This is a genomic window from Mediterraneibacter sp. HA8405, from assembly GCF_056148955.1.
Genome location: NZ_CM148758.1, coordinates 812913 through 835863, shown reverse-complemented (window position 1 = coordinate 835863; position 22951 = coordinate 812913). Strand labels below are relative to the sequence as shown.

Here is a 22951-nt window from a genome sequence, read left to right as displayed (position 1 = left end):
TCTTTTCCTCCTGTCCTGCAGCAGCTTCCTCTATATTAATTATTATGTTACTTACATATCAACACCAGAATAACAACATACAAAACTTTTGCACCAGCATTCTTATCCTGTGCTATTTGGCAAATTTTCACGAGATAATCACGAGATAAACTCATGGATTCATCTCCCACAAATCCTTGGTTTTATCGCTCATTTTTCAATCTTTCCCTGATTTTCACGAGATAACCACGAGATAAACTCATGTTACTCTTTTTTTCAATACATCCATCATTATCTGCAGCTGGGTCAGAAGCTCTACACTTTCTATTTCAACAATATACTTTGTTGATGGACCGTTTCCTATCTTTCTTATTCATAATAATCTCATTACGCGGTCTTGAATCCCCACCCATCAGAAACTGCTGTGGAGACACAAGCATCTTGCCTGGATTTATAAAACTGAACCAGCCATCATATACATCAATTTTTACAGAAGGATAACCTTGAACATAATCAGCATGTGCCAAACAATTAACGAGTCCCTCCCTGATCGTCTCATCAAATTCTGATAAGGGTATTCTTAATTGACCGGAATCTAAAGCAAAAGATTCCTGCAGCAAATTTTTTATCTTTTCATACACTATATTATAAAAATTATAGATATTCATCTCATAATCACTTGGCTCATCATCAGAAACCCGATCAGACCATCTCGGATTATTTCCCCTTCGATTAAAAAATCCAAATGATAATGTGGGAATAACTCTTTAATGGAATTACATTTTCCCAAAAACAATAATATTCCCCGTCTGATTTTCAATTCTCCGGTATGACGATCTTTATAGCATGCTCCTATTTCAGTAAGAAACTCAGAATTTTCCATCTCTATGAATTTTCTCTTAGGGAAACGTTTACTAACCCGCTCTTTGAACGTAATGATGGAATCCAGATCCAAATCGTCTATTGTAAAATTATCCGCTGACAGACTATCTTGATTTGGCTGTGCGTTTCTTATAAATGCAGACAATTCATCACGAGTTGTTTTTCGATCGCCATCTCCCGTTCTAATCCAGGAATTTTCTAATTTACCACCTATAAAAACCGGCTTCATACTTTCGGCTGCCTCTTTCACATATACTATAATGACAGTTTTCCCATCAATAATATATGTATTCACATCCTGATTATCTACATTTTTATAGCTTACTTTATTACTATTTGAAAGTTGATCCCACAGGCTGGTTAATGTTTTTTCCGGATTTCCAACACCCACTATTTCATTTTGAGGATAGGTCTCACGAACCCCTAAAATAATCCAGCCTCCTGACGTATTACAGAATGATGAATAACTCTCCCAAAACGCATTTGGCAATTCAGAGGCTGTTTTAAGTTCAATATAATATTTTTCATGTACATTTATTAACCAGATATCGAGGAACTGCGCAAAAAATACATAGAGAATCCCCCCGAAGGAATGACATCCGAGGACATTCGCCATATGAGCGAGGATGACCTTCTGGATATGGATTATTTTCTGAATGAAGACGACCCTTTTGACGATTTGTTTGGAGAAGAAGGTTTTTATATCTTCTAAATCTAACCATCGTCCTATTGTCATGTCCATTCCCCTGTTGATCTAACATATGTTCGATCAGCAGGGCTTCTTTTCCCCCTTATCCAAAATCGGAATTTCCTATAAAGTAAAAAAACCGCCGCACTGATTCCTCGCTCAGTGCGGCAGCCTTCTTACGTTATATAATATATCAATGCCTGAAAACCGGGATTATTCTTCAGATTATCCTTCTATCGCGATGGTCTTCTTCGTCTCCACAGTCTGGGCGTCCTTTTTCGGAATGCTCAGTTTCAGGATACCATCCTCAAATTTCGCCTTGATGTCTTCCTGTGTTACATCCTCGCCTACATAGAAGCTTCTCTGCATTGTGCCTGCATAACGCTCCCTGCGGATGTATTTGCCTTTCTTGTCCTGCTCGTCGTTACTCGTTCCCTTTGTAGCGGAAATGGTAAGATATCCGTTCTCCAGTTCAGCTTTGATCTCGTCTTTCTTAAATCCCGGGAGATCAATATCAAGTTCATATCCTGCGTCATGCTCGCGGATGTCTGTCTTCATCAGATTCTTCGTGTTCTTCGTGTATGCGGGATTCTGCCTTCCCCAAAACTCTCTCTCAAACGGGAAATCCATCCAGTCATCATCAAATAAATTCTCTCCAAAAATACTCGGCATTAACATAAGTCATATCTCCTTTCATAAAAGGAACAATCGGAATAACACTTTGTTTTTCTGGTTCCTTTCCTTTGTTCTAGTTGTAATATAGCACTTGTTATTAGCAGAGTCAAGAGGTGAGTGCTAATTTTTTAAATATTTTTTTTGGAAAACCTCAAAAAAGCTTGATTTTGCGGGCTTTTTCGGGCTTTCCAATTTTTTGATTTTTTCAAAAAATGGCTTACTACACCATTTTTACACCATTTCTACACCATTTTCAGAATCGGGGACCTCCAAAATCCCCTGTAAATTCAAGGAAATCTGAGTTAATTTACTACACCATCAAAAGCAGAAAAATCTGATTTTTTTGCGATTTTCACTCCAAGGCAATCAAAAATCTCTGATTTGAAGACTGAAAATCCAGTCACATGATTTGAACCAGATCCATCTTCGCAATCTCTTTTTCAATCCTGGACCGGTCTGTAATATGGTTATAAACTTCCATGGTGACACTGATATTCGCATGTCCCATCACGTACTGAACGACCTTCATATCCAGATCTGTCTCTGCCATCCGGGTACAGGCTGTATGTCTGAGAATGTGGGCGGAGATATGAGGCAGCTCTTCCGGCTTTCTCCTCTCCCGCTTTGCCCGCTCATTTTCTTCCTCGTTATACGCCTTCACAATATCCCGGAGAATAAAGTTCACGGTCGTCGGCATCATAGGACGTCCGCTCCTGCTCATGAATACGAAATTCGAAAGCCCTTCGATCTTCACATCCCTGGGAATCCCCATCTGAAAATTCAGCCGTCTCTGAGTCTCAAAGGCTTTTGCCACCATTTTGCTCATGGGAATCTCCCGGATCCCGGCTTCTGTCTTCGGCATGGTCACATGAAAATCACACCCGTCTCCATAGTTCTTATAAATCAGCTGATGATTCACGTATACAGTCCGGGTCTTCAGATCCACGTCCTTCCAGGTGAGTCCGATCAGCTCCCCACAGCGGAGTCCGGTTCCAATCATCACCTGCAAAAGTGGCAGATAGATATGGAATACCTCGCTGTTCTTTACATAGTTCAGCAGATTTTTCTGCTGGTCAAAGGACAGGGCGGTGCGTTTCTTTTCCGGTTCTCCATAGTCTCCCAGCGTTCTCTTGGCCGGATTCTTCCGGATGATATCGTCATCTACAGCCACCTCAAAGCTCGGTAAGATCATATTATGGAGAAACTTGATGGTACTGTGGGAATATTTCTGTTTGCTCAGCCGGGAATAAAACAGGCGTACATGAGATGGTCTTACCTGTACCACTTTCATCTGTCCGAGTTCATTCCTCACAAGACTGTTCCACATCCTTCTATAATTGGCTTGTGTACTCTCTGCCAGCTTTCTGGTATCCATGTGGATCTCAAACAGGTCATTGAGAGTCATGTTCTTGCATTGGGTATCGGTCAGAATTCCTTCGCTCTGGTCTTTCTCAATCTCTTTTTCTTTTTTCCTGAGTTCAGCCAGATCCGGAGAATAAACGGCCAGACGTCTGCCAGTCCGTTCATCTTTGTACCGATACATATAGAGTCCATCCTTGCGCTGGGATTCCCCGGTCCTCAGATTTCTTCCTCTATTGTCTTTTCTTGCCACAAAACCATTCCTTTCTAGAACAGTTCAGCCATCTGGTGCCAGGAGACGGATTTATGCTTGCATAAAAATCCGGTGACTGACATCCAGATGTGATGAGCGCCCGTGAATGAGCAAAACAATGGCGGCAGCCATCATTAGCACGTAAGTGCGGTTTTGCGAATGGCGCGTGCTGAACTGTTACTTCTGTAATACCCACACCTCCCTGTTGTGGGGAATGGTCTTGTCCTGTCTATGAAAAGTATAGCACAAAACCATCCCCACGCACATCCGTGTTCCTCTATTCGGCTATTGCTTCCAGATATTTCTCCACCTTTTGTACGGAGTACAATACACGGCGACCGATGGTGATCCGGGCTCCCGCATCTTCCGCAATCTTCCTTGCAGTCATCTGTCCGCAGGAAAGCATAGCGGCCAGACCTTCAATATCCACTGCCAGACGGCAGTTGCTCTCTCTTTCTTTTGTCTGTCTCATTTACCTCATCTCCTCCTTTACTCTTTTCTGCATCCGCCCCAGCTTTTCCTGAGCCGTACGTTTTCGAAAACTCTCCCCTTTAAACTGAACCGGCACGCACATCTCCAGCAACCGGTCATAAATCCTGGCATGCGCTGTATCCTGCGGATTCTTTAACTCCTGCAGTGTCAGATTGGTTGTCGCGATCAGGGGCTTCCCGCTCCGATATCTGCCGTCAATCACCGCATAGATCTGTTCCAGTCCGTACTCTGTCCCCCGCTCCATTCCAAAATCATCCAGAATCAGCAGCGGAACTCTGCACAGATTTTTTATGTATGTGTTCTTCTCTGAAAAATTAGCAGACAGATCATTCAGCACTTCCGCAAAATTGTTCATACGCACTTCTATCTCTTGTTCCAACAGTGCATTGGCAATACAGCCCGCCAGAAAACTTTTCCCGGTTCCCACTGCTCCCCAGAAGAGATAGCCTGTATTCTCCGCCTTCATTGTTTCCCAGTCTTTCACATACAGCTTTGCAAGCACGGTATTTTCGGAAAGCCCTTTATCATTCTCAAATGTCCATTCCTGCATGGATTTATTTAAAAAACAAACTTCCTTAAATTCTCTGACCACAGCTTCATGACGTTGCTGTTCCTGATACTGTTCCTCCTCTTTTCTCTTTTGTCTCCGGCACTCACATTCACGCGGATGTTTTTTTATTCCCAAAACTCCGACTTTCTCCTGATCGAAATAAGCCTCCTTCGGTTCATGGCATTGTCCACAATACAGGAGCCCGTCTTCTCCGATGTAATCCTCCCTGGTTCTTTCTCCCGGTTGCATCATGTTCTTTACTGTTTCTTCTACCACCTTGTTCATAGACTTTCCTCCTCACTGCAGGTATAATCCGGAATGTTTTTTACCGGGGCTGACCGTTCTGCCCATCTTCTCAAGGTAACGGCATGATCAGCATATTGCTTTCCACTGGAACGCATATAACTGGACAGCTCCTCGATCAGCCTGTCTATTTCCCGGATCTCCTGTTTCAATTCTCCATATTCTGTTTCGGAGAGAAACACATTGTGATATTTGCCATAGGCAGAGCGCGTTTCTCTCTCTTTATTTGTTTGACTATATATCAAGTAACTATTATTTAAGTAATTAGGGGATACTTTTCTATCCATCACAGGGACAGGTTTCTTTCCCTCATAAGTATCATTTTCTTTCCCTTTGAGGGACACTTTTCTTTCCTTCACAGGGAAACTTTTCTTTCCCTCTGACGGGATTTTGACATACAGCAGATTCGGTTTTGAAAATCCCTGCTTTTTTCTTACCAGAAGTCCAGCTTCTTCCAGTTCATTCAATGCCTTTTTTACAGTCATGTGACTCTTTCCAAGATCGTCAGCCAGATAAACAATGGGATAAACCACAAAAATGTGTCCATCCTCATCCTTCCACCCTGTCTTTCTGGAAAGGCTCGCCCGATCCAGCAACAGAGCATACAGAACCTTGGCTGTCTGAGTCAGTTTCATATTCAACAGAAACCGTGGGTAAGGAAGATACACCGGAATCTGGGTCTGATCCGTCATGTATATCATCTGATCTTTATTCTTCACATCCATCCTTTTGTTTCTGTCTGATCTTCCGCCGGCGGCTTCGCTTGGATTCATAACAGGGGCAACAGACAATCACAGTCCGGAAACTCTGCTTGCAGTCTCCGACGCATTTCCGGCAGATGTCATTGTGGGCGATGCGCCCTCTTTCATTGAGAAAAAAGGCCAATTCCTGTTTTCTTTTCTTGCTCATTCTCGGCACAGACATTCCTCCTTCCAGCCATCCTGCCAGTACCTGGTACAGGACAGCGAAATATGGTCGCGTTTCGGTATCATTTTTTGCATTTTTTGCCCTTTACGACAGGCTTTTTTGACCTCAAATATATTTGCCTGGGGTTTATCCTATCTGACGGCAGAAAACGCTGTTTGGTCATGTTTCGGTATCGTTTTGGAACAATTCATCTGGACTACTTTAACTGCCCCGGTAATCCCGTTCAAAATCCCCTGCCATCTTCAACACTTCTTCCCTGAGTGCAAATAATTCTGCGATGCAGTGACGGATTTCATCCTCCATAGCCAGCGAACGTTCCCCGCCCGTATTGAAGTACCGTGCAATCTGATTCAGGTTCACACCGATCTTTCCATATGCCCCCACCAGACTTCGCAGTTCTTCCATATCGGCAACCACTTCTACTCGATGCACGATCTCCTTTTCCACCAGCAATTTCCGCAGGCATTCGGATTCTGGACACCCCCAGAATCTCCGCCTTCCTGTCCAGAAGTTCCAGCTCAATATCCGAAAGCCGGACTCCGACAAAATGCGGATGGTTCAGTTCCCGTTCTAATCTCTTTTTTCTCATGGCTCCTCCTTTCTTCTCTTTTCTGTTACTTCAGTAACATCACAAATGGGAGAACCGGCAGTCCTGCCGAAATCTTCCCTTTGTGCTGCGTCCCACTTTCCAGTGGACGCCAATATCTGCCAGATTGGCAGATCATCGAGGGTATGGGGAATCGAAATCCCAAGCAAGAGCCCTACACAGGAAAACACGATAGTGTATTACGGGGTGGATCTTGCTCTGAGAAAATCCCCATCAAGAGCTCAACCTGTAAGTTAGGGGGGCTGCCAGAAATGGCATAACCGCTTAACACGGGTGGATCTTGCCCTATAATATCTACCCCCTCACTTAACGTAACCGGGAGCAGCTATTATACAGGGGCAAAAAGAAATAATTTTATTTTTATCAACCAGATCCGCTCTTATCTTTTTTATTCTTCAAAGATCCCCTCACTTAACCCAATTGTCAGAGGCAGAAATACAAGGAGATTCGAAAAATCTTTTAATTTTCTGCTTCAAAAAATATTTCCCCTCACTTATAGAAAGGAAATCCGAGGATTATACAGTGTTTGGAGACAAGTTTCTAAAAATATGCATAAAAAAACGCACCCAGTTTCAAACTGAATGCGTATCGTCCATATTCAACTTATGATTGAAAATGCATTTTATTATATTGCATCTTCGCCATATTTTTCTCGAATCCTTCGACATAGATCTTCCCAGCCAGCATCTAATTCTTCTGGGGAAGATTCTGGTATATCTATATCTGCATATTTCTCGTTTACTTCCTCTTCTATCTTTTTGGCATAAACGGACATTAAGTCTGGATATTCAAGTAGCATCCGATTAAACAAATCATCTGCAGCCGTTCCCAGTTCCATGCAACGATCCAGGACAGAATCATAAATCTCTTGTGTCATGGGAACTTGATAATCTATCGCTGCTAATTGTTCATCCGTAAATTCAAATATCTCAATAAAAAATTTACAAAGTCTCTTATTTATTTTTTCCCCTTCATGCATAATAGGAGCCTCCCGTTCACATATCTATTATACAGCATTGTGGGTATCTCCACAATATTGTTTTTCAACGGTAGCTCCTATAATTGAATTATCTTTAATCGGAAAGGGGTGTTCAATATGATAGATTTTAGTCCACTATGGGAAACCATGGAACAAAAAGGGATCACTCAGTACCAGCTTTTAAAAAGCGGTATCGATAATAAAACCTTGGATTCTCTGAAAAAGAATAAGAACATTACACTGAACACCCTAGAGAAACTTTCAAGAATATTAGAATGTGACGATTTGAATAAGATAGTAAGATTTGATAATTAAGGCTACTGCAACAAGAGGTTACAGTAGCCTTAATTATCTTTTACTTCACTAACATATCCCTGTTATCAATTCTTATTATACTTTTAGAGTCATTAAAAATTCAGAATTCTATATTCAAGTCTTTTATGGAATTGCTACTCTAGTTAAATATGTTGAGAACTTTAAAGTTATTTGTTCTGCAAACAAATCATCCAAATGAAAAATTCGATTACTTTTGTGAGTGATAAGATATGTTATTGGAACTGTAAAATAGTGTTTAAAATCAATAACTGCATTTTCTATTACAACATCTTTATTGGTTTCAACTGTTAACGCATGAATTCTATAGTGCCAATCCCTCTTTGCAACCTTATAGTCATCCCCTTGATAGGTATTCTCACTTTCAAAATTTAATGATAGTTGCTCAAAAGCGTCCTTAATATGTTGTCCCGATTTAGCTGCATTATGTTCATAGATTGGACACATTAATATTGATGGCATAAATTTTGCTGGTTTTCCAGCTCCATTCTGTACAAGTTCTTCCATCGCTATAACATCGCATGCCTGACTAATAATAATAGCCAAAGGGAATTCATACTCAATAATATTTACACCTTCATCGTCTTCAGAAACTATATAATTATACTTTACATTTTCAAATATATCTCCTTGACAAATTTGATCTGTCAGTTTACTTCTAAATGCTTTGGATTTAGTTGCCATGTTCTTACTTCCTTAATCTATATGTTCGTACTATCACCTTCTTCGGCGCAGTATATGAGACAGTGTCCTGGTTTATCTCATCACCATCCCCCGGCTGTTCTGCATAAGTCATCGAAGGAATATCTGTACTCACATTTAATATAACTGTACTTTCAGGTACTTTTTGCTTATAAAGTCCTGTTTCAGCATCTTCCATAGATTCCATAGATTCAAGATACTTACTCACTGTCCCATCACCTCACGTAAAGAATCTGTAATAGACTGCTCAAACAAGACTTGGATTTCGCAATGCCCCTTATCAATTACTTGAAGAATTTCATCAACCGAATCAATAATTTCATTGGAAAAGAAATCAATATCTAAAGCAAAATCATTTTTTTTCAAAGGATTGGGATATTCTGGATTAAACATCCCGTATCTAAAATTCATAGTCATTCCATCAACACGATACTCATCCATATGCATAGACCGTATCAGACAAGGTGTTTGCTCTTCATTAATTCTTACATACAAAGAAGATGCAATTTCAGAAACAAAATAGTTTTTTTGAAGTTTGATTTTAGATGAATCAAAGATATTAATATAACGAACTCCCGTTCGATTTGCGGAAACTTTATTTTTCTGGAAGAGTGCAAACAAGATTGACTGAAACCATTTCATATGGTCTTCAAAACAAGTATACTGGTTAATTTCAAATACGATAAACTTGTTTGATAAAATCAACTTATTTCTATAATCATTAGTAAAGTACTCTCTCTGTATTCCCTCCATAATTTCACCGTTAGCATTAGGCAAACCATTGTTTTTCTGATCAAATACGACATTGATAGAATTAAAGCGGATAATTTGGTCTTTACCTCGTCGAGGAAATATTTTGAGTATTTCTTTTTCAATACTCTCATCAAACACCATATTGGTCTGAATAAATTGAACAAAATCAATCCGAACAATAACCTGATTAAGAAAACTATTTCTATAGCATATAGAAGAATAATCTAACATAAATAGTACCTCCATTTGGTTATATTTTATCATATACTTTACGCATAGTATATGTTCTATTATTACTTTCTTAGTCGTTTATAAATATCCTCCAAAAATACCTGCATCAGTTCACGTTTCTTATCGTCGTTATCAAGCAGGAGTGCAAAAAAATCCTGATTCTGCTCATACCCGGCAATCAGAGCATCCTGTACGGCATCAAAATAGGCGAAACGGAAATCTTTCAGTGAGTTATTTCGTGCACTGTCCCGCAGATGTCCGTTCTTCAACAGAATATCTCTCATTTGCAGAGCGGACTTGGAGGCCACGTCAACATCGAAGTTTTTGTTATACGCTGCATTGATCTCATCGATGATCTCGGAAAGCTTCTTTTTCACGGCCTCATCCATAAAGACCTCATTGGGTGTCGGCAAGCTGACCTCCGGCCTGGATTCAATCTCGTGTGTGTTTTCCCCGGTCTTTTTCTGACGGAAGTTCGAGGCCGTGATTTTGTCCGCAATATCAAAATCATTTCCACCGCTGCCCACTTCAATTTCCTTAACGAGGTACGAAAGGAAATTGTATTTCTTGTGCAGATCCACGCTTTCAAAGCAGGTTGCCTGAATCAGAAAACTGTAAAACCGCAAGAAACGCTTGATAGTTGCACGAATTTCCAACTTTTCCAGTTCCGGCTGGCGATTGATGATTTGCAGGGATTTATCCAGCAGCGCCCACATCCGAGCCTTTTCTTTAGAGGTTCGTTTATCCTGATACAGGTATCCGTTAAATTCCTCAATCTCGTCAATATCCAGGAAATTATACTGATCCACCTGAGCTTCCACCGTTCGGATATCCGAAGGGGTGATCGTCTCGTTTAAAATTGTCTCGGTATAGAACGGAGCAAAGGATGCTTGAATATCCTCATATTCATTTTTGAAATCCAACACAAAGGTTTTCTTATCATAGGGCGCACAAATACGGTTCAGGCGAGAAAGGGTCTGCACAGCATTGACTCCACACAGGCGCTTGTCCACATACATGGCGCAGAGCTTTGGCTGGTCAAATCCGGTCTGATACTTATTCGCCACCAACAGCACCTGATAGCTGTTGCTATCAAACACTTCTGGCAAATCTTCTTCCTTAATGCCGTTCATCACCGCTTCGGTGTATTCGTGGCCATCCAGAGAGACCTTGCCCGAAAATGCAACTAGTGCACGAATACCCGTGTACCCATGCTTGGAAATATAGGTCTCAAACTCGTTCCGGTATTTGACTGCTGCCTGCCGTGACGAAGTAATGACCATGGCTTTTGCCTTGCCGCCCAATTCCTGCATGATTCTGTTTTTGAAGTGCTCAATAATGATCTCCACTTTCTGAGCAATGTTGGTATCATGCAGTTCAATATACTTGGCAATCTTGCGCTTTGCGGCAATCGTTTCCAACTCAGGATCGTCCTCAATGGCCTTATTGAGTTCAAAATAGGTCTTATAGGTCACATAGTTTTGCAGCACATCCAGAATAAAACCTTCCTCAATCGCTTGCTTCATGGAATATAGGTCAAAGGCAACCTTTTTTCCCTCTTCATTCAGACAGCCGAACAACTGCAAAGTAGTCGGTTTCGGAGTTGCGGTAAAGGCAATCATGGAAACATTGGGCTGCTTTCCACTGCGGGCAATTTCGTCCTCGATAATATCGCCCATGGATTTTTCCTCTTCCGATACATCAACAGGGGTAGCCTCGCTCAGTTTGCGGCTCTCCGAAAGAGCATACGTCACCGCTTCCATGGCAGTTCCGGCGGTCGAAGAATGCGCCTCGTCGATGATCACGGCAAAGGTCTTGCTTTTCAGCTCCTGTACCAGTTCCTGAATGTACATGAACTTGTGTATCGTTGTCACAATAATTTTGGTATTGCCGTTGAGGGCATCCGCCAGATCTTTGGAAGTGCATTTTTCATCCATGACCTTGATAAGCCCTGCTTTGTGCTCCAATGACAGTACGGCGTTCTGAAGCTGACGATCTACCACGATACGGTCAGTAATGATGCAGACCGTATCAAAGATGACTTTGTTTTCCCTGTCGTGCAAAGAGGCAAGACGGTGTGCCAGCCATGCAATGGTATTGGTTTTGCCGCTGCCTGCCGAGTGCTCAATCAGATAATTTTTCTCGCTATGGTGTTCTACGACATCTGCCACCAGCTTGCGCACGGCATTGAATTGGTGATACCGGGGGAAAATCAGCGTTTCCTTGGTGACACGCTTGCCGGTATCCGGGTCTTTCTTGGTCTCCTTTTGCAGGAAAATGATTTTATCAATCAGATACAGCACCGTGTCTTTTTTGAGAATGTCTTCCCACATATAGGAAACATTGATGCCGTTTTCATTGTGCGGGTTGCCCTTGCCGGAGTGAATACCAACGCCGCAGCCTTTATTGAACGGCAGAAAAAAGGAAGATTTTCCTTTCAGATTGGTGCACATATAGACTTCGTTCAAGTCCATGGCGAAGTGAGCCAGGCAGCCCGCCTTGAATTTCAGCAGACGGGTCTTGTAATCCCTCTCAAACTTATACTGACGGATCGCATCCTCATAGTTCTGTCCGCTGGTGTTGCATTTCAGCTCAAAGGTAAAAATGGCAATGCCGTTGAGGAAAATCACAAGGTCAATGCGCTCACCCTCTTTGTGCCAGACTTCCTCCATCACTGAAAGGACATTCTGCTGATACAGCGCCTCCGCCTTTGGGTTGAAGGTGGTGGCAGGTTTGCGGTACATAAGGGTCAGAGATACACCGTTATCAAACTCCACGCCGTGCTTCAGTACGTCCAGCAAACTGCGGCTTTTCTTGTTGACCTCATTGTTGATATAGTTGAGGATGGTCTGGTGGGTCTTGTCGCCATAGAGTTTTTCCAGCCGTGCCAATGCATCCGGTTGGGTGGCTTTCAGAAAGGAAAACAGCAGTTTCACATCCATGCCGTAGCCGGGATCGTAAGCAGTAGAGGGGCGCACCTGATAGCCGTTTTCCTCCCGCAGCATTTCCAGTATGTACGCCTGATAATCTGCCCGTTCTTTTAACTGTCCTGCTTTAATAGCCATCTTACCGCACCTCCTTTACTCGTTTTTTGCCGGTGACATATTCGTAGATGAGGGATTTTTTGTGTTGTTGAATAGTAGAGAGCTGTTCTAGTTTCTTTCCTATAATCTCATCTACAGAACTTGTTGCATAATCAAGATATTTTGTAATGGTTTCTTGTTCGTTTATTGGAGGAAAAGAAATTTTGATATTTCCTAAATAAGCATTATTAACTATGGGTACGGTGGTATATAACGCATTATCTTTTATACTATCCATACCTGCCAACAAACTGTATGCAATGTATTTGCCATTTTTATTATTATTAGGTTTAATACCTGTAATCTGTTGATTACTATAGCAAGTGTTAGGACTAAATCCAATTTTCCCAATTGATGCTATTCCTACAAAAAGAACCGTATTTGCAGGATATACCTTTATATTCTCTCTATGTATTGTGTCAAAATCGATACTTTTTTCAGCCAAACCTAATTTAATTGAACCATCGTTGAAATCGGCTGGTGTAAACCATTGAATACCATCATTATCAAAATTAACTCCTTCATTTCCAGGCGGAGTTGTTCCGGTTTGTAATTTAGAGATATCTTTAACTCGCAGTACTTTCCAATGTTCGGGAACTTTCCCGATCCACTCGACTCCACTGTCCTTCATCGGCACAGACTTATCCAGTCCCTTGGTTACCGTTTCGGTAATCAGGGATTTTTTATATTGCTGCAAAAGTTCAATCTGCTTTTCTAAATCTGCGGCAATGCTGTCAATTTGGGCACATTCTTCGTCGAGAAAATCTGCGATGGCTTGTTGTTCCTTTGACGACGGTAACAAAATAAGCATCTTTTTTAATTCTTCAAAAGTTAAACTTTGTCTAACGCCTTGCCCAAAGGCATAAATTTGTTTACTTGTATCGAATGCATATAGATACCAATGATAATAGGAAGGAGAACCACATTTCAAACGTATCGTGACATACGCTGATGTAATAATTCCTTTTTCTTCCTTGACTAATCCTGTTCGCAAACTTACCTGATCATTTTGCATATCAGTTAATCGAAGTACAATATCATTTTTTTTAATAATATTGTATGTATCAAAGCTTTCAGGAATTAGTCCAAAGACACCTTCTATGTCCTTTTTCACTATTTTACCATAACTAAGAGATAACAGATTTTTTTCCTTTGTACCTGAGTTTTTTTCTTTGACCTGATCAAAAAGAGTTTGTAACCGTGTGACTTTCCAGCTTTCTGGAATATCCCCAATCCACTCAATCCCACTGGGTTTCATCTGCTCAGCCATTACACTCCCTCGCTTTCCTGCAAGGCTGCAATTTTTTCGGAAAGGGATTTTTCCAGTTCCATAAACTGTGCCAGCAAATCATCTGCCTTTTCTGGCTCCTTGTACTCATAGAAGAATCGGGTAAACGGGAACTCTGCGCCCAGTTTTTCCTTGTTGGTGGCGCTTTCCTTTTTCTCTGGGTCATATTCATAGGCCCAGATAGCATCCGGTACATGGGGATATACTTCCGCCTCAAAATAGTTTTCTGGGTTCTGGGTGAGCTTGATAATCTCGGTGTCCTTAGTGGTGGTATCCTTGATAATTTCGCCCTTTCGATCTTTCTGAACCACAGCGGTTTTATCCATCACCGCCAGCACCATGGCAATGCCCGTCAAACGACTGGTAGACATCCCCTCCACCTTTCCCAACAAGGATTTCAGATGCTTTTCAAACTCGCTGTAATCCATAAATACACGGTCAGAACAGTTGGCTTCCAGAATGGCCAACACATTCTCCACAAACTGCTGCCCCGCCAGATATTTCTGGTATTTCTTCTCGTCGGCAGCACTGCGCGGATTCATCTCTTGCAACTGTTCAAAATCCGTCTCGTTGAAAATGCTGGAGTTTCTGGTAAAGTAGCTGCTGGTTCGCAGCCGCTCAATACTTTCCGCATTAAGCACGCCCCTGCGCTGCAACGGCTGATAAACCGCATACTCCTTGTACATAAACTCCTCGTTGGGGAAAATCTTGCAATACTGATTTTCCTCAAAGTTGGAGTACAGCTCGGTGATTTTCTTCATGCTTTCCCGGTCAATTTCACGACGTTTTTTGCCCAAAGATTTGCGCAGGGGCTTCCACATATCCATCGCATTGATTAGCTGCACCTTTCCACGACGGTCAGGGCGCTTGTTTCGGGACAAAATGAAGATATAAATGCCGATGTCGGTGTTATAGAAAAGCTGGGTAGGCAGGGCAATGATGGCCTCAACCAAATCTTCCTCCAGCATCCACCGCCGAATCTGGCTCTCACCGCTGGTAGTACCGCCGGAAAATAGCGGAGAACCATTAGTAATGATCGCTGCACGCCCGTTTTTCTCGTCCAGTTTATTGATAGCGTGCTGCATGAACAGCAACTGGGCGTCACCGGTTGCAGGAAGACCGTGTTCAAATCGCCCACCCTTTTTATTTTCCTCACGAACAGCCTTCTCCTGACCTTCCGGTGCATCTTTGCCGCCCCAGGGGGTACCAAATGGAGGATTCATAATCACCAGCCGCATCTTCTGGTCCGGGAAGCAGTCTGTTTTCAGGGTGTTGGCCTCCTCATCACCCATAATGTTCTTAATATCTTGCCCTTTGATCAGCATATCTGCCAAACAAATGGCATAGGATTCCGGATTGATTTCCTGTCCAAACAGGCGCACATCCACATAAGGATTTTTGCGGTGCAGGAAGTCATAGGCAGTGGAAAGCATACCTCCCGAACCACATGCAGCATCCAGTACGGTTGCAATCTTGCCTTCTTCTGTCAACAGGTCATTGCACCCCTCTGCCAGTAGCACATTAACCATCAAGCGAATCACTTCACGGGGAGTATAGTGATCACCAGCCTCGGCGTTTTCAGAAAAACGACGGATAATATCCTCGAAAATGTAGCCCATCTTCATGCTATCCACATGAGCAGGATACAAATCCAAATCAGAGAACTTTTTAACCACACTGTAAAGGCGGTTGCTCTTGTCCATCTTGTCGATCTGGGTACTGAATTTCAGGAGCTTCTCCAGAATCAGCTGGATATTGGCGGAAAAGCCTTCAATATAGGACTTAAGGTTGGATGCAATGTAGTCGCTGTCATCTAGAAGGCGTTTCAGAGTGAATTCACTGGTATTGTAAAAGGGGTATTGGGAAACCTGACAAAGAAGTGCAGCCGGGAGATTCGGATTCTGTTTGTGCTTTGCTACAACTGCATCTTTGGTAGCTTCCAAAGCGCACTCAAACCGGCGAATGATGACCATGGGGATAATAACATCCTTGTATTTATCCGAGGTGTATGCACCACGGAGGGAATTCGCAATGGACCAAACTAATCCAACTTCTTTGCTTACGTCAATGGACGTATCATCAAACATAACTTCGTAAAAATACGTATCTCTCATTTTGTGGGTTCTCCTTCTCTATTCTCTTGAAAAGACGCAAATAGGGCGGCAACACTTTCAATCTGATCGTGAGTCAGATTACAGCCTTCCAGCTTTCGCATTGCATCTACTAGATCCTTGTTTTTTGTGATGGTTCGGCAAACGTCCGGCGGAGGGACTTTTCGAATTGCCATGTACAGACGATCCATGTGACGACGTGTCTGCCAATCCGGCTTTAACTCCTTAATCAGCTTGTCATAGACCTCTGCTGTTGGAGCATTGACACCGTCCTCTATGTATTTCATATTGGAACGAGGCAAACCAACTCTTTTGGCCAATTGAGATTGGCTGGTCATTCCACGACAATCACGAATCAACACGCCGAGTTCTATTATCATATCTTTAGCTTGTTGATCTACAGCCACTATGTTTGGCAATTCGGTACCTCCTTTCACTTTTTGTTCTATGTTCTATAACATAGAACATTTTACCAGCATAAGACTAATAAATCAACAAAATTTCCCAAAAAACTCGCTCTATCTGCACATAGTTACAGCTAGAGCGAGTGTATATATTATTAAAGTTCTCATAATCTTATCCGATTAATTTTCATATTTTAAATATTAATGATTCTTGCAAAAAATCACACTATAAAGCAATAATAATCCTTTACAAGAAATACATATCGGAATCAGAAGATTTTTATACATCCATTTACCATCACTTGTCGTCTTTGTGCATTCAAAACGGCTTCATATGTTTCATCCAAAAGATCAATTTTCTTTATCTCTATGCCAAATTATCTGATACTCTCAGCAATAAACGATTTTCCTTTAAGATATTCTTCTATTTTGTCGTCAAGAATAACAAGCATATGTTTTTTACAATAATAAATCGTTTTTCAATGTATCAATATATTACGCTTTTTCATGTATTAAGTTGATTCTTCGTTTTATAAAACTATATTTTCTCCGGTTTACTTATTTCCTAATTATCTCGATCCAGCTCAATAATCGCTAGCCTGAATCCCGGTTGCCAATAATTAATTTCAGCTTTATAAACCGGTATTCCCTTTTTATCACATATATCCATAATTTGTTCTTGATTATTTTTTTCACACTGCGATCCCAAAATTACAGTTTTCGGTCTTACTCTCATATAACTAAGCCTAGACGGTTTCTCCAAACTAATATGTCTTGGAATCACACGCCATTCCCTTTCATATGACCAGTCCTGTGACTTTTCTAATAAAGTAGTTCGAAGTTTTTCTACAGATAAATGACACTGTGGGGGTTTTACATCGCCTAAAGATTTCATTCGATAAGCTCTAACATATTCTTCTAATTCTTCAGTAAGATCTAATTGTTGATCAACATAATTTACTGGTCGCAATAATGGTTTTTTTGTGATAACTGTATTATCTGCAGTAAAATTATCAGCATTAATAATAATGTCTCTGTCATAAATAATAGCAAATCCTTTATGATTGTCTGCGTAATGCGACCACATCAACATTGATAAATAATCTTCTGAAAAACATATAATTCTAACATTATTTCTAAGGGACTCCTTTAATTCTCTTGCCGCATTATGTATAGACTGAAAAAAATTCTCTAAAAAATCATTTTTTTTATTACCATACCACATAGCAATGCCAAAAGAAGCTAAAAATTTATCTTTTTCATCTAAACGCTTAAGATAATTTTCCATTCCTATATTAAGATTTTCTGCAACATCACCTAATATTCTAAAATAGTTTGCATATAAAAGTGTATCATACGGATCATTAAAATTAGCTGGTGTTGAATAGTAAAGACGATCTTTTTTCAAATTTTCAATATTCTGTAAAGTACAGGATCTATATCTAGTTAACGTGTTTTCCTTTAGCAAAGCGGACATCGTAAAATCATAATTATAAAAATCAGGTGGCATTTGATTATTATTCATAATAAATATTCCTTTCCCCTAAAATCTACTGTTAATGAGAACACCATGTTTTGTATACCGAAAAGGGACTGCGAAATCAACATCTTATTTTTATAATTAATATTACCAAATTCTTCATCTTTCAGCAATTTTACTACACCATTTACTACACCATTTTTTCAAAAAATGACGATTTTTGACGCTCCAAGACAAAAAGTAAGAACCCGCAAAAACCTTGTAAAATAAGGCTTTACGGGCTCTGATACCACAGGACAAAACCACCACAAACGAGCCAAGAGGTAAGTACTAATTTTAAGGACATAGAATATACATCTTGCTCTATTCTACCCTTTACAATTCCTTTTTTATCTTCTCAACCACCCCCACATCCGCCGGCAGCCAGTCCACACTATACAATTCCTCTTTTGACAGCCATCTTGCCGCCTCATGCTCCTTCAATTCCAATCCGCCTTGCATAATCTCACACCAAAAGCAGTCCATAGAAAGGTGAAACTTCGGATAATCATATTCAATCGTATCAATTAATTTCCCCACCTGAATCTCCGTATCCAATTCTTCCTTAATTTCTCTGGCAAGTGCCTGTTCAGGTGCCTCTCCCTCTTCGATCTTACCGCCCGGAAATTCCCATCCATCCTTGAATTCTCCATATCCTCTTTGAGTCGTAAAGATTTTATCGTCTTTTCGAATTACCGCGGCTACCACACGTACAGTTTTCATCACATTTCTCCATTCTGTTTATTCTATATATTCTTTCATTCTTGGTATCAATCGCTCACAATATAATCATAGATATCGCTTCTTACCGGTACATCTAAGCGATAGTCTATCTCAAAGGCATTATCTTTTGTTTTTTCCATATAAATCTGTCTCGGACTTCCCTCTGCAAAGATCTCTCCCAGAAAGTAAAATTCCTTTGCTTCATTATCATCCTTATTTTTTCTGACAAACAGAAAAATCCGATTATCCTTATCCTCTTCGGACTGCTTATAAATATGAACAGCATCACTGGATGTGATTTTTCTCGGATGTTTGGAAAGTGCAATTAAATGACTCTCTGATACAAAACGATCTTCATAAGCAATTGCATCTTCCGTTTTATGATAATTAATAAATACCGGAAGCGTTTTCGTGTCGTTGTCATAATAATAGCCGCCAATATTCTGCGCATTTAAGTTCTTATTCCAGTTAAGCAGACGGCATACATCCTCATATGTATACTTTTGGTATAACGTAAAATTGGTATCCTTATAAATTTCTTTATATTTTTCCTTCCACTGTTCGATACCAAAATCCAATAATTCCAAAACCATTTCCTTAAAATCTTTATTTAAGAGTTCCTGCTGAAATGGTGTGGAAAGAGAATAACTTCCATCTGCATTTTTCTCTATCAGAATACAGTCCTCATATTTCTTTCGCTCTTCTTCTTTCGGAAATTCATTTCTTAAATTGCGGACTACTGATCGTTCCACCTGCTCATCCATATTCACATTATACTTTTCCTTCAGAAGCTCCTGGTATCGTGAAAGACGATTTTTTCGACTGATCAGCATTCTCAGCATTTCCATCTCATGAATTCTTTTGTAAGCTATCAGTTTTTTCGAAAAATATTCAATAATCAGCTCTTCCTGTTTCGTCAGCTGCACATGATAGTCTGTTTCGTATTTTTTCAAAAAGCCGTAATAAGATCCACATTTTTCAAAAATTTTTGTTACGTCTATAGATCCAAATTCCTTAAAATCCCGTATTGTCGGAATTCTTCCCAACTTATATTTCAAAGTTGTATATGACTCTTTTAGCAGCTTCATATCATTTGTTCTGGCTGTATCAATAGAGGCATATATTCTCTTTTTTGAAATTTCATCAAAATGAATGGTGGAACTTCCCGGAATGACTCTTGCTCCTTCCACTCTTTATTCTTTGTAATGGCACTGAGTGTCATATTCGAGCTTCCGATAATGATCCGGTAAATTTCCTCTTTGCGAAAAATATATCCCTTTGTATGGAATCCGCCTGTCTCAGCATTTGTAACATACATTCTCAGTTCAATATTTTTTAATCCCGCCAGCTTCTCCAGGGCCTCCGGCTCACTGAACATAAGATAATTTGTCGTCAAAATTTTCCCGGGAATATTCTTTTGTTCCAACTCCTTTAAAGTCTGAAGAAGCGGGGTAATTCCACTTTCAGTGATAAAAGCTACACTAATACAGAATTCCTCACATCTCTGCAATTCTTCCTCGATTGAAACGAGTACCTTTTTCCCGAGCTTATAATTATTCGAAATAAATTCCGGTCGATAGGCCAGGTTGGAATTTATTGTATGATCCAGATAAGCAGTCTGAATCGCTGTCTGAAGTGTTGTTATTTTATCTTCCTGTAACTGCATCAACAGGAACCTCCCTGAAATATTATATCGGAAACCAGATTTTTCTCTCCAGATTCATAATTCACATTTATCTCAATTCTATCAAATTTTTATACTTTCCGCCATCTCTTATTTACTGCAGCTTGGTCTGCTTTCCTTACGCCATTTCTGCAAAAAACCAAACCATTTGACACTCTCAGACAAAAAAGGAGCCGCGCACCAATTTTTAATCATTGATGCCGAACCCCTTTAATAAATGTTGCTGCTTGTGTTCCTGCTACGGTGCTTTTCCGGGCAATCAGATCCTCCGTTGTTTTTTCATGTAAATTTTCCGGAAGGGTAACCTTAAAATCTTTTGTCAGACCGCTGCATCATAACACTTCATCAGTTCGCTGATGTCTTCATCCATTAACCGTCCCTGGCGGATATCCGCCTCATTTCTCCCGAGTATCTTCCCGGCCTGTCATGCTCTGTTATTCCTCTTCCAAAATCTCATTATCCAGCTCTTCAACTTCTTTCAGAGTCATTTCAAGAAGCTCCGCGATCATCGCAAGGCTCATCCCCTTCTCCTTCTTTTTCCTGATAAGCTTCTGCAGAGCGCTTCGCTCTCCCTGCGCTTTTCCCTGTTTTATTCCCTGCTCTATTCCCTGCTTTACTCCCTGCTCTATTCCCTGCTTTATTCCCTGCTTTATTCCCTGCTCTATTCCCTGCTCTATTCCCTGCTCTATTCCCTGCTCTATTCCTTCTTCCATTCCCTTCTTCAGGCCATACTCTCTTGCACTCTTCATCTGTGAATTATAATCTCTTATTGCTTTTTGGCGGGCCTCATATTCCAGCCTTTTCTGTTCATCCATACTGAGTTTTTTCAGTTCATCATATGCCTCTTCAATATACTCATCTTTCTTCGCCATATCTTCGAACTCCTTTCGGTTCTTCCCGCCGAAAAAGCGCATCCAGCGGATGACTCCCTCTTCATTCTGATCCCCGGGAGGCAGCTTTTTCAATTCAAGGATATGCAGCTCCATCAGGTCCGTATACTGTTCTCCGGTTTCCACATCACAGAAAGCAATCTTCCGGTAACACTTTTTATCCTGAGGAAAATGGATGAAATCCAGGATGCTTACATGAATGCATTTCTTAAGTACATCATAGTCTTCACCCTCTTTGATCTGCCCGCTGTACGTTTTGCTTACATAAAACAGTACCCGGCTGGACCAGTAGCCAAAATAAGCGACCTGCATCTCCATATTGATTTTTGATCCGTCCTCCATCTCCACCATCACATCAAGAATCCCCAGCTTTGCATCTTTTGATTCTTTCTTTGTGACATTCGGAATGAGTGTTGTCTTTCTTATCGCCTTCGGATCTTTTCCCATGATCGCCGCAATAAATCCTTGTCTGACTTTCGGATTCTGCATCAGTTCTTTAAAACAGAAATCCACGGTGGGAAGCATAATAAAATTTTCACTGTTTCTTTTGTCCATATATCTACCTCCTATCTTACCACGTTCTCCATTTGAAAAAAACAGAAACCTTGGAATGTTCGGACAGATCTGTCCGCAAGAACCTGACTGTTCAGATTATCAGAATACGCTCCGTACTTCGGAGCATGGCCGGAAGCTTCGATAAGATAAATTTCCGGACCGCTTAAGATTTTCTCAGATACAAAGACACCCGAACCAGGAACTGTTTCGGATGCCTCTACAATACCATATCAGATTTTCAGATACAACAGCCGGACAGTATAAAATCCGGTTATCAACAAACTTACACAAGTTATAAAAAGTTATCCACAGAGGGTTGCTTACCAGCTGCATCTTCCGCAGTTCGTGCACGGAATACAGCTTCTCTTTTTGATTTCAGCTTTCCAGGGCAGAATTTCCACAGAAGACGCTTCTGATTCGTGAATTATCCATTTCTGATCTCTCACCTGAAAACAGATTTCCCCGCTGTCTATTCGGATCTGTACCGGATCAATATGAATTTTTTCCGGATGCATGCAATTCTGATAAAGAACAGGTGAAATTTCCGTTTCCCCGTTTCTGATCCGGAACACATGAGAAGCAGTGATTATCAGAAGTCCACCGTCTTTTTCTTCCGCGATTCCCGGCGGCGGCACGCATGGATACGGATACTCCATATCTACCCTTATCATTCCCAACGCTGTCCGTCTTTCCACTGCCTGTCTTCCGTGCTCAGTCTTTCCGCTATCTGATAAATTTTCCTTTTCTTTCATTTTCTGAATTTCCTTTCGGCTTTTCATTTCCTTTCCCTATTATATCTCTTTCACAATCTGATGTATAGACGGCGTATACGGTAAAGCGGCTCTCCATATCCGCTCCACTGCAGCGTCTGATCCTTGGCCAAATCTTATTTTCTCTGACTGGACTTATGAAATAATTAAGAGCACTACCATCAAAGTCACTATTTTCTCACCGGCTTGATTTACTTGTTTTGTAGCCTGA

20 protein-coding genes and 2 pseudogenes are annotated in these 22951 nt (G+C 40.9%); 1 reads left to right on the top strand and 21 read right to left on the bottom strand.

Annotated elements, in window-relative coordinates; translation table 11 throughout:
• Positions 1-308: 308 nt before the first annotated feature.
• The 9 genes and pseudogenes from AC0QUU_RS03805 to AC0QUU_RS03765 all read right to left on the bottom strand — a co-directional run bounded on the left by AC0QUU_RS03805 (position 309) and on the right by AC0QUU_RS03765 (position 7694).
• Positions 309-647 (bottom strand): hypothetical protein, encoded by a 339-nt coding sequence (locus tag AC0QUU_RS03805; RefSeq protein WP_474544693.1) that lies wholly within the window; start codon positions 645-647, stop codon positions 309-311.
• Complete coding sequence (locus tag AC0QUU_RS03800) at positions 644-1477, bottom strand: AlbA family DNA-binding domain-containing protein (protein WP_474545514.1); 834 nt, start codon at positions 1475-1477, stop codon at positions 644-646. The genes AC0QUU_RS03805 and AC0QUU_RS03800 overlap by 4 nt, the downstream gene beginning before the upstream one ends.
• A gap of 297 nt (positions 1478-1774) precedes the next feature.
• Positions 1775-2227, bottom strand: coding sequence for an Hsp20/alpha crystallin family protein (locus AC0QUU_RS03795; RefSeq protein WP_474544692.1), 453 nt, complete (start codon positions 2225-2227; stop codon positions 1775-1777).
• A gap of 397 nt (positions 2228-2624) precedes the next feature.
• Positions 2625-3836 (bottom strand): site-specific integrase, encoded by a 1212-nt coding sequence (locus AC0QUU_RS03790; RefSeq protein WP_009248767.1) that lies wholly within the window; start codon positions 3834-3836, stop codon positions 2625-2627.
• A 277-nt stretch (positions 3837-4113) separates the two neighbouring features.
• Entirely contained in the window at positions 4114-4308 is a 195-nt protein-coding gene (locus AC0QUU_RS03785; protein WP_004605493.1) for a DUF6462 family protein, read from the bottom strand.
• Positions 4309-5163 (bottom strand): ATP-binding protein, encoded by an 855-nt coding sequence (locus AC0QUU_RS03780; RefSeq protein WP_474544691.1) that lies wholly within the window; start codon positions 5161-5163, stop codon positions 4309-4311. It abuts the gene before it with no gap.
• The gene (locus AC0QUU_RS03775; RefSeq protein WP_474544689.1) at positions 5160-5954 is read right to left on the bottom strand and encodes a replication initiator protein A; all 795 of its coding nucleotides are present in this window, start codon (positions 5952-5954) and stop codon (positions 5160-5162) included. Before AC0QUU_RS03775 ends, AC0QUU_RS03780 begins: the two co-directional genes overlap by 4 nt.
• 355 nt (positions 5955-6309) lie before the next feature.
• Positions 6310-6697 (bottom strand): annotated as a pseudogene (locus AC0QUU_RS03770) (plasmid mobilization protein).
• Positions 6698-7340: 643 nt separating this feature from the next.
• The gene (locus AC0QUU_RS03765) at positions 7341-7694 is read right to left on the bottom strand and encodes a hypothetical protein (RefSeq protein ID WP_474544687.1); all 354 of its coding nucleotides are present in this window, start codon (positions 7692-7694) and stop codon (positions 7341-7343) included.
• Between the two features lie 117 nt (positions 7695-7811).
• Between AC0QUU_RS03765 and AC0QUU_RS03760 the strand changes: the two genes are divergently transcribed.
• Positions 7812-8009, top strand: coding sequence for a helix-turn-helix domain-containing protein (locus tag AC0QUU_RS03760; RefSeq protein WP_474544685.1), 198 nt, complete (start codon positions 7812-7814; stop codon positions 8007-8009).
• Between the two features lie 123 nt (positions 8010-8132).
• Here AC0QUU_RS03760 and AC0QUU_RS03755 read toward each other — a convergent pair whose 3' ends face one another.
• The 12 genes and pseudogenes from AC0QUU_RS03755 to AC0QUU_RS03700 form a co-directional block, all read right to left on the bottom strand.
• A complete protein-coding gene (locus tag AC0QUU_RS03755; RefSeq protein WP_474544683.1) occupies positions 8133-8711 on the bottom strand; it encodes a hypothetical protein in 579 nt (192 codons plus the stop codon).
• Positions 8712-8715: 4 nt separating this feature from the next.
• Positions 8716-8937 (bottom strand): hypothetical protein, encoded by a 222-nt coding sequence (locus AC0QUU_RS03750; RefSeq protein ID WP_474544681.1) that lies wholly within the window; start codon positions 8935-8937, stop codon positions 8716-8718.
• A complete protein-coding gene (locus tag AC0QUU_RS03745; protein ID WP_474544679.1) occupies positions 8934-9713 on the bottom strand; it encodes a TIGR04255 family protein in 780 nt (259 codons plus the stop codon). Before AC0QUU_RS03745 ends, AC0QUU_RS03750 begins: the two co-directional genes overlap by 4 nt.
• Positions 9714-9775: 62 nt before the next feature.
• Complete coding sequence (locus AC0QUU_RS03740; protein WP_474544678.1) at positions 9776-12778, bottom strand: type I restriction endonuclease subunit R; 3003 nt, start codon at positions 12776-12778, stop codon at positions 9776-9778.
• Between the two features lies 1 nt (position 12779).
• Positions 12780-14066 (bottom strand): restriction endonuclease subunit S, encoded by a 1287-nt coding sequence (locus tag AC0QUU_RS03735; RefSeq protein ID WP_474544676.1) that lies wholly within the window; start codon positions 14064-14066, stop codon positions 12780-12782.
• Complete coding sequence (locus tag AC0QUU_RS03730; RefSeq protein WP_474544675.1) at positions 14066-16198, bottom strand: type I restriction-modification system subunit M; 2133 nt, start codon at positions 16196-16198, stop codon at positions 14066-14068. The genes AC0QUU_RS03735 and AC0QUU_RS03730 overlap by 1 nt, the downstream gene beginning before the upstream one ends.
• A complete protein-coding gene (locus tag AC0QUU_RS03725; RefSeq protein WP_474544674.1) occupies positions 16195-16614 on the bottom strand; it encodes a hypothetical protein in 420 nt (139 codons plus the stop codon). The genes AC0QUU_RS03730 and AC0QUU_RS03725 overlap by 4 nt, the downstream gene beginning before the upstream one ends.
• Positions 16615-17164: 550 nt before the next feature.
• Positions 17165-18124, bottom strand: coding sequence for a DUF2971 domain-containing protein (locus AC0QUU_RS03720; RefSeq protein ID WP_474544673.1), 960 nt, complete (start codon positions 18122-18124; stop codon positions 17165-17167).
• A 330-nt stretch (positions 18125-18454) separates the two neighbouring features.
• The gene (locus tag AC0QUU_RS03715; protein WP_474544672.1) at positions 18455-18841 is read right to left on the bottom strand and encodes a (deoxy)nucleoside triphosphate pyrophosphohydrolase; all 387 of its coding nucleotides are present in this window, start codon (positions 18839-18841) and stop codon (positions 18455-18457) included.
• Positions 18842-18888: 47 nt separating this feature from the next.
• Positions 18889-20507, bottom strand: a pseudogene (locus AC0QUU_RS03710) (DUF3427 domain-containing protein).
• 452 nt (positions 20508-20959) lie between these two features.
• On the bottom strand, positions 20960-21970 hold the full coding sequence (locus AC0QUU_RS03705) for an Rpn family recombination-promoting nuclease/putative transposase (protein ID WP_474544670.1): 1011 nt from the start codon (positions 21968-21970) through the stop codon (positions 20960-20962).
• Between the two features lie 320 nt (positions 21971-22290).
• Positions 22291-22722 carry a hypothetical protein gene (locus AC0QUU_RS03700; protein WP_474544668.1) on the bottom strand — a complete coding sequence of 144 codons (432 nt, stop codon included), beginning with the start codon at positions 22720-22722 and terminating at the stop codon, positions 22291-22293.
• Positions 22723-22951 lie beyond the last annotated feature (229 nt).

What these genes read in the sequence shown, in the direction of transcription:
- AC0QUU_RS03740 (WP_474544678.1), bottom strand. Translation starts at nt 12,778, where the DNA reads ATGGCTATTAAAGCAGGACAGTTAAAAGAACGGGCAGATTATCAGGCG.
- AC0QUU_RS03735 (WP_474544676.1), bottom strand. Translation starts at nt 14,066, where the DNA reads ATGGCTGAGCAGATGAAACCCAGTGGGATTGAGTGGATTGGGGATATT.
- AC0QUU_RS03780 (WP_474544691.1), bottom strand. Translation starts at nt 5,163, where the DNA reads ATGAACAAGGTGGTAGAAGAAACAGTAAAGAACATGATGCAACCGGGA.
- AC0QUU_RS03775 (WP_474544689.1), bottom strand. Translation starts at nt 5,954, where the DNA reads ATGAATCCAAGCGAAGCCGCCGGCGGAAGATCAGACAGAAACAAAAGG.
- AC0QUU_RS03785 (WP_004605493.1), bottom strand. Translation starts at nt 4,308, where the DNA reads ATGAGACAGACAAAAGAAAGAGAGAGCAACTGCCGTCTGGCAGTGGAT.
- AC0QUU_RS03745 (WP_474544679.1), bottom strand. Translation starts at nt 9,713, where the DNA reads ATGTTAGATTATTCTTCTATATGCTATAGAAATAGTTTTCTTAATCAG.
- AC0QUU_RS03765 (WP_474544687.1), bottom strand. Translation starts at nt 7,694, where the DNA reads ATGCATGAAGGGGAAAAAATAAATAAGAGACTTTGTAAATTTTTTATT.
- AC0QUU_RS03800 (WP_474545514.1), bottom strand. Translation starts at nt 1,477, where the DNA reads ATGGCGAATGTCCTCGGATGTCATTCCTTCGGGGGGATTCTCTATGTA.
- AC0QUU_RS03755 (WP_474544683.1), bottom strand. Translation starts at nt 8,711, where the DNA reads ATGGCAACTAAATCCAAAGCATTTAGAAGTAAACTGACAGATCAAATT.
- AC0QUU_RS03715 (WP_474544672.1), bottom strand. Translation starts at nt 18,841, where the DNA reads ATGAAAACTGTACGTGTGGTAGCCGCGGTAATTCGAAAAGACGATAAA.
- AC0QUU_RS03760 (WP_474544685.1), top strand. Translation starts at nt 7,812, where the DNA reads ATGATAGATTTTAGTCCACTATGGGAAACCATGGAACAAAAAGGGATC.
- AC0QUU_RS03720 (WP_474544673.1), bottom strand. Translation starts at nt 18,124, where the DNA reads ATGAATAATAATCAAATGCCACCTGATTTTTATAATTATGATTTTACG.
- AC0QUU_RS03705 (WP_474544670.1), bottom strand. Translation starts at nt 21,970, where the DNA reads ATGGACAAAAGAAACAGTGAAAATTTTATTATGCTTCCCACCGTGGAT.
- AC0QUU_RS03730 (WP_474544675.1), bottom strand. Translation starts at nt 16,198, where the DNA reads ATGAGAGATACGTATTTTTACGAAGTTATGTTTGATGATACGTCCATT.
- AC0QUU_RS03795 (WP_474544692.1), bottom strand. Translation starts at nt 2,227, where the DNA reads ATGTTAATGCCGAGTATTTTTGGAGAGAATTTATTTGATGATGACTGG.
- AC0QUU_RS03805 (WP_474544693.1), bottom strand. Translation starts at nt 647, where the DNA reads ATGAATATCTATAATTTTTATAATATAGTGTATGAAAAGATAAAAAAT.
- AC0QUU_RS03700 (WP_474544668.1), bottom strand. Translation starts at nt 22,722, where the DNA reads ATGAAAGAAAAGGAAAATTTATCAGATAGCGGAAAGACTGAGCACGGA.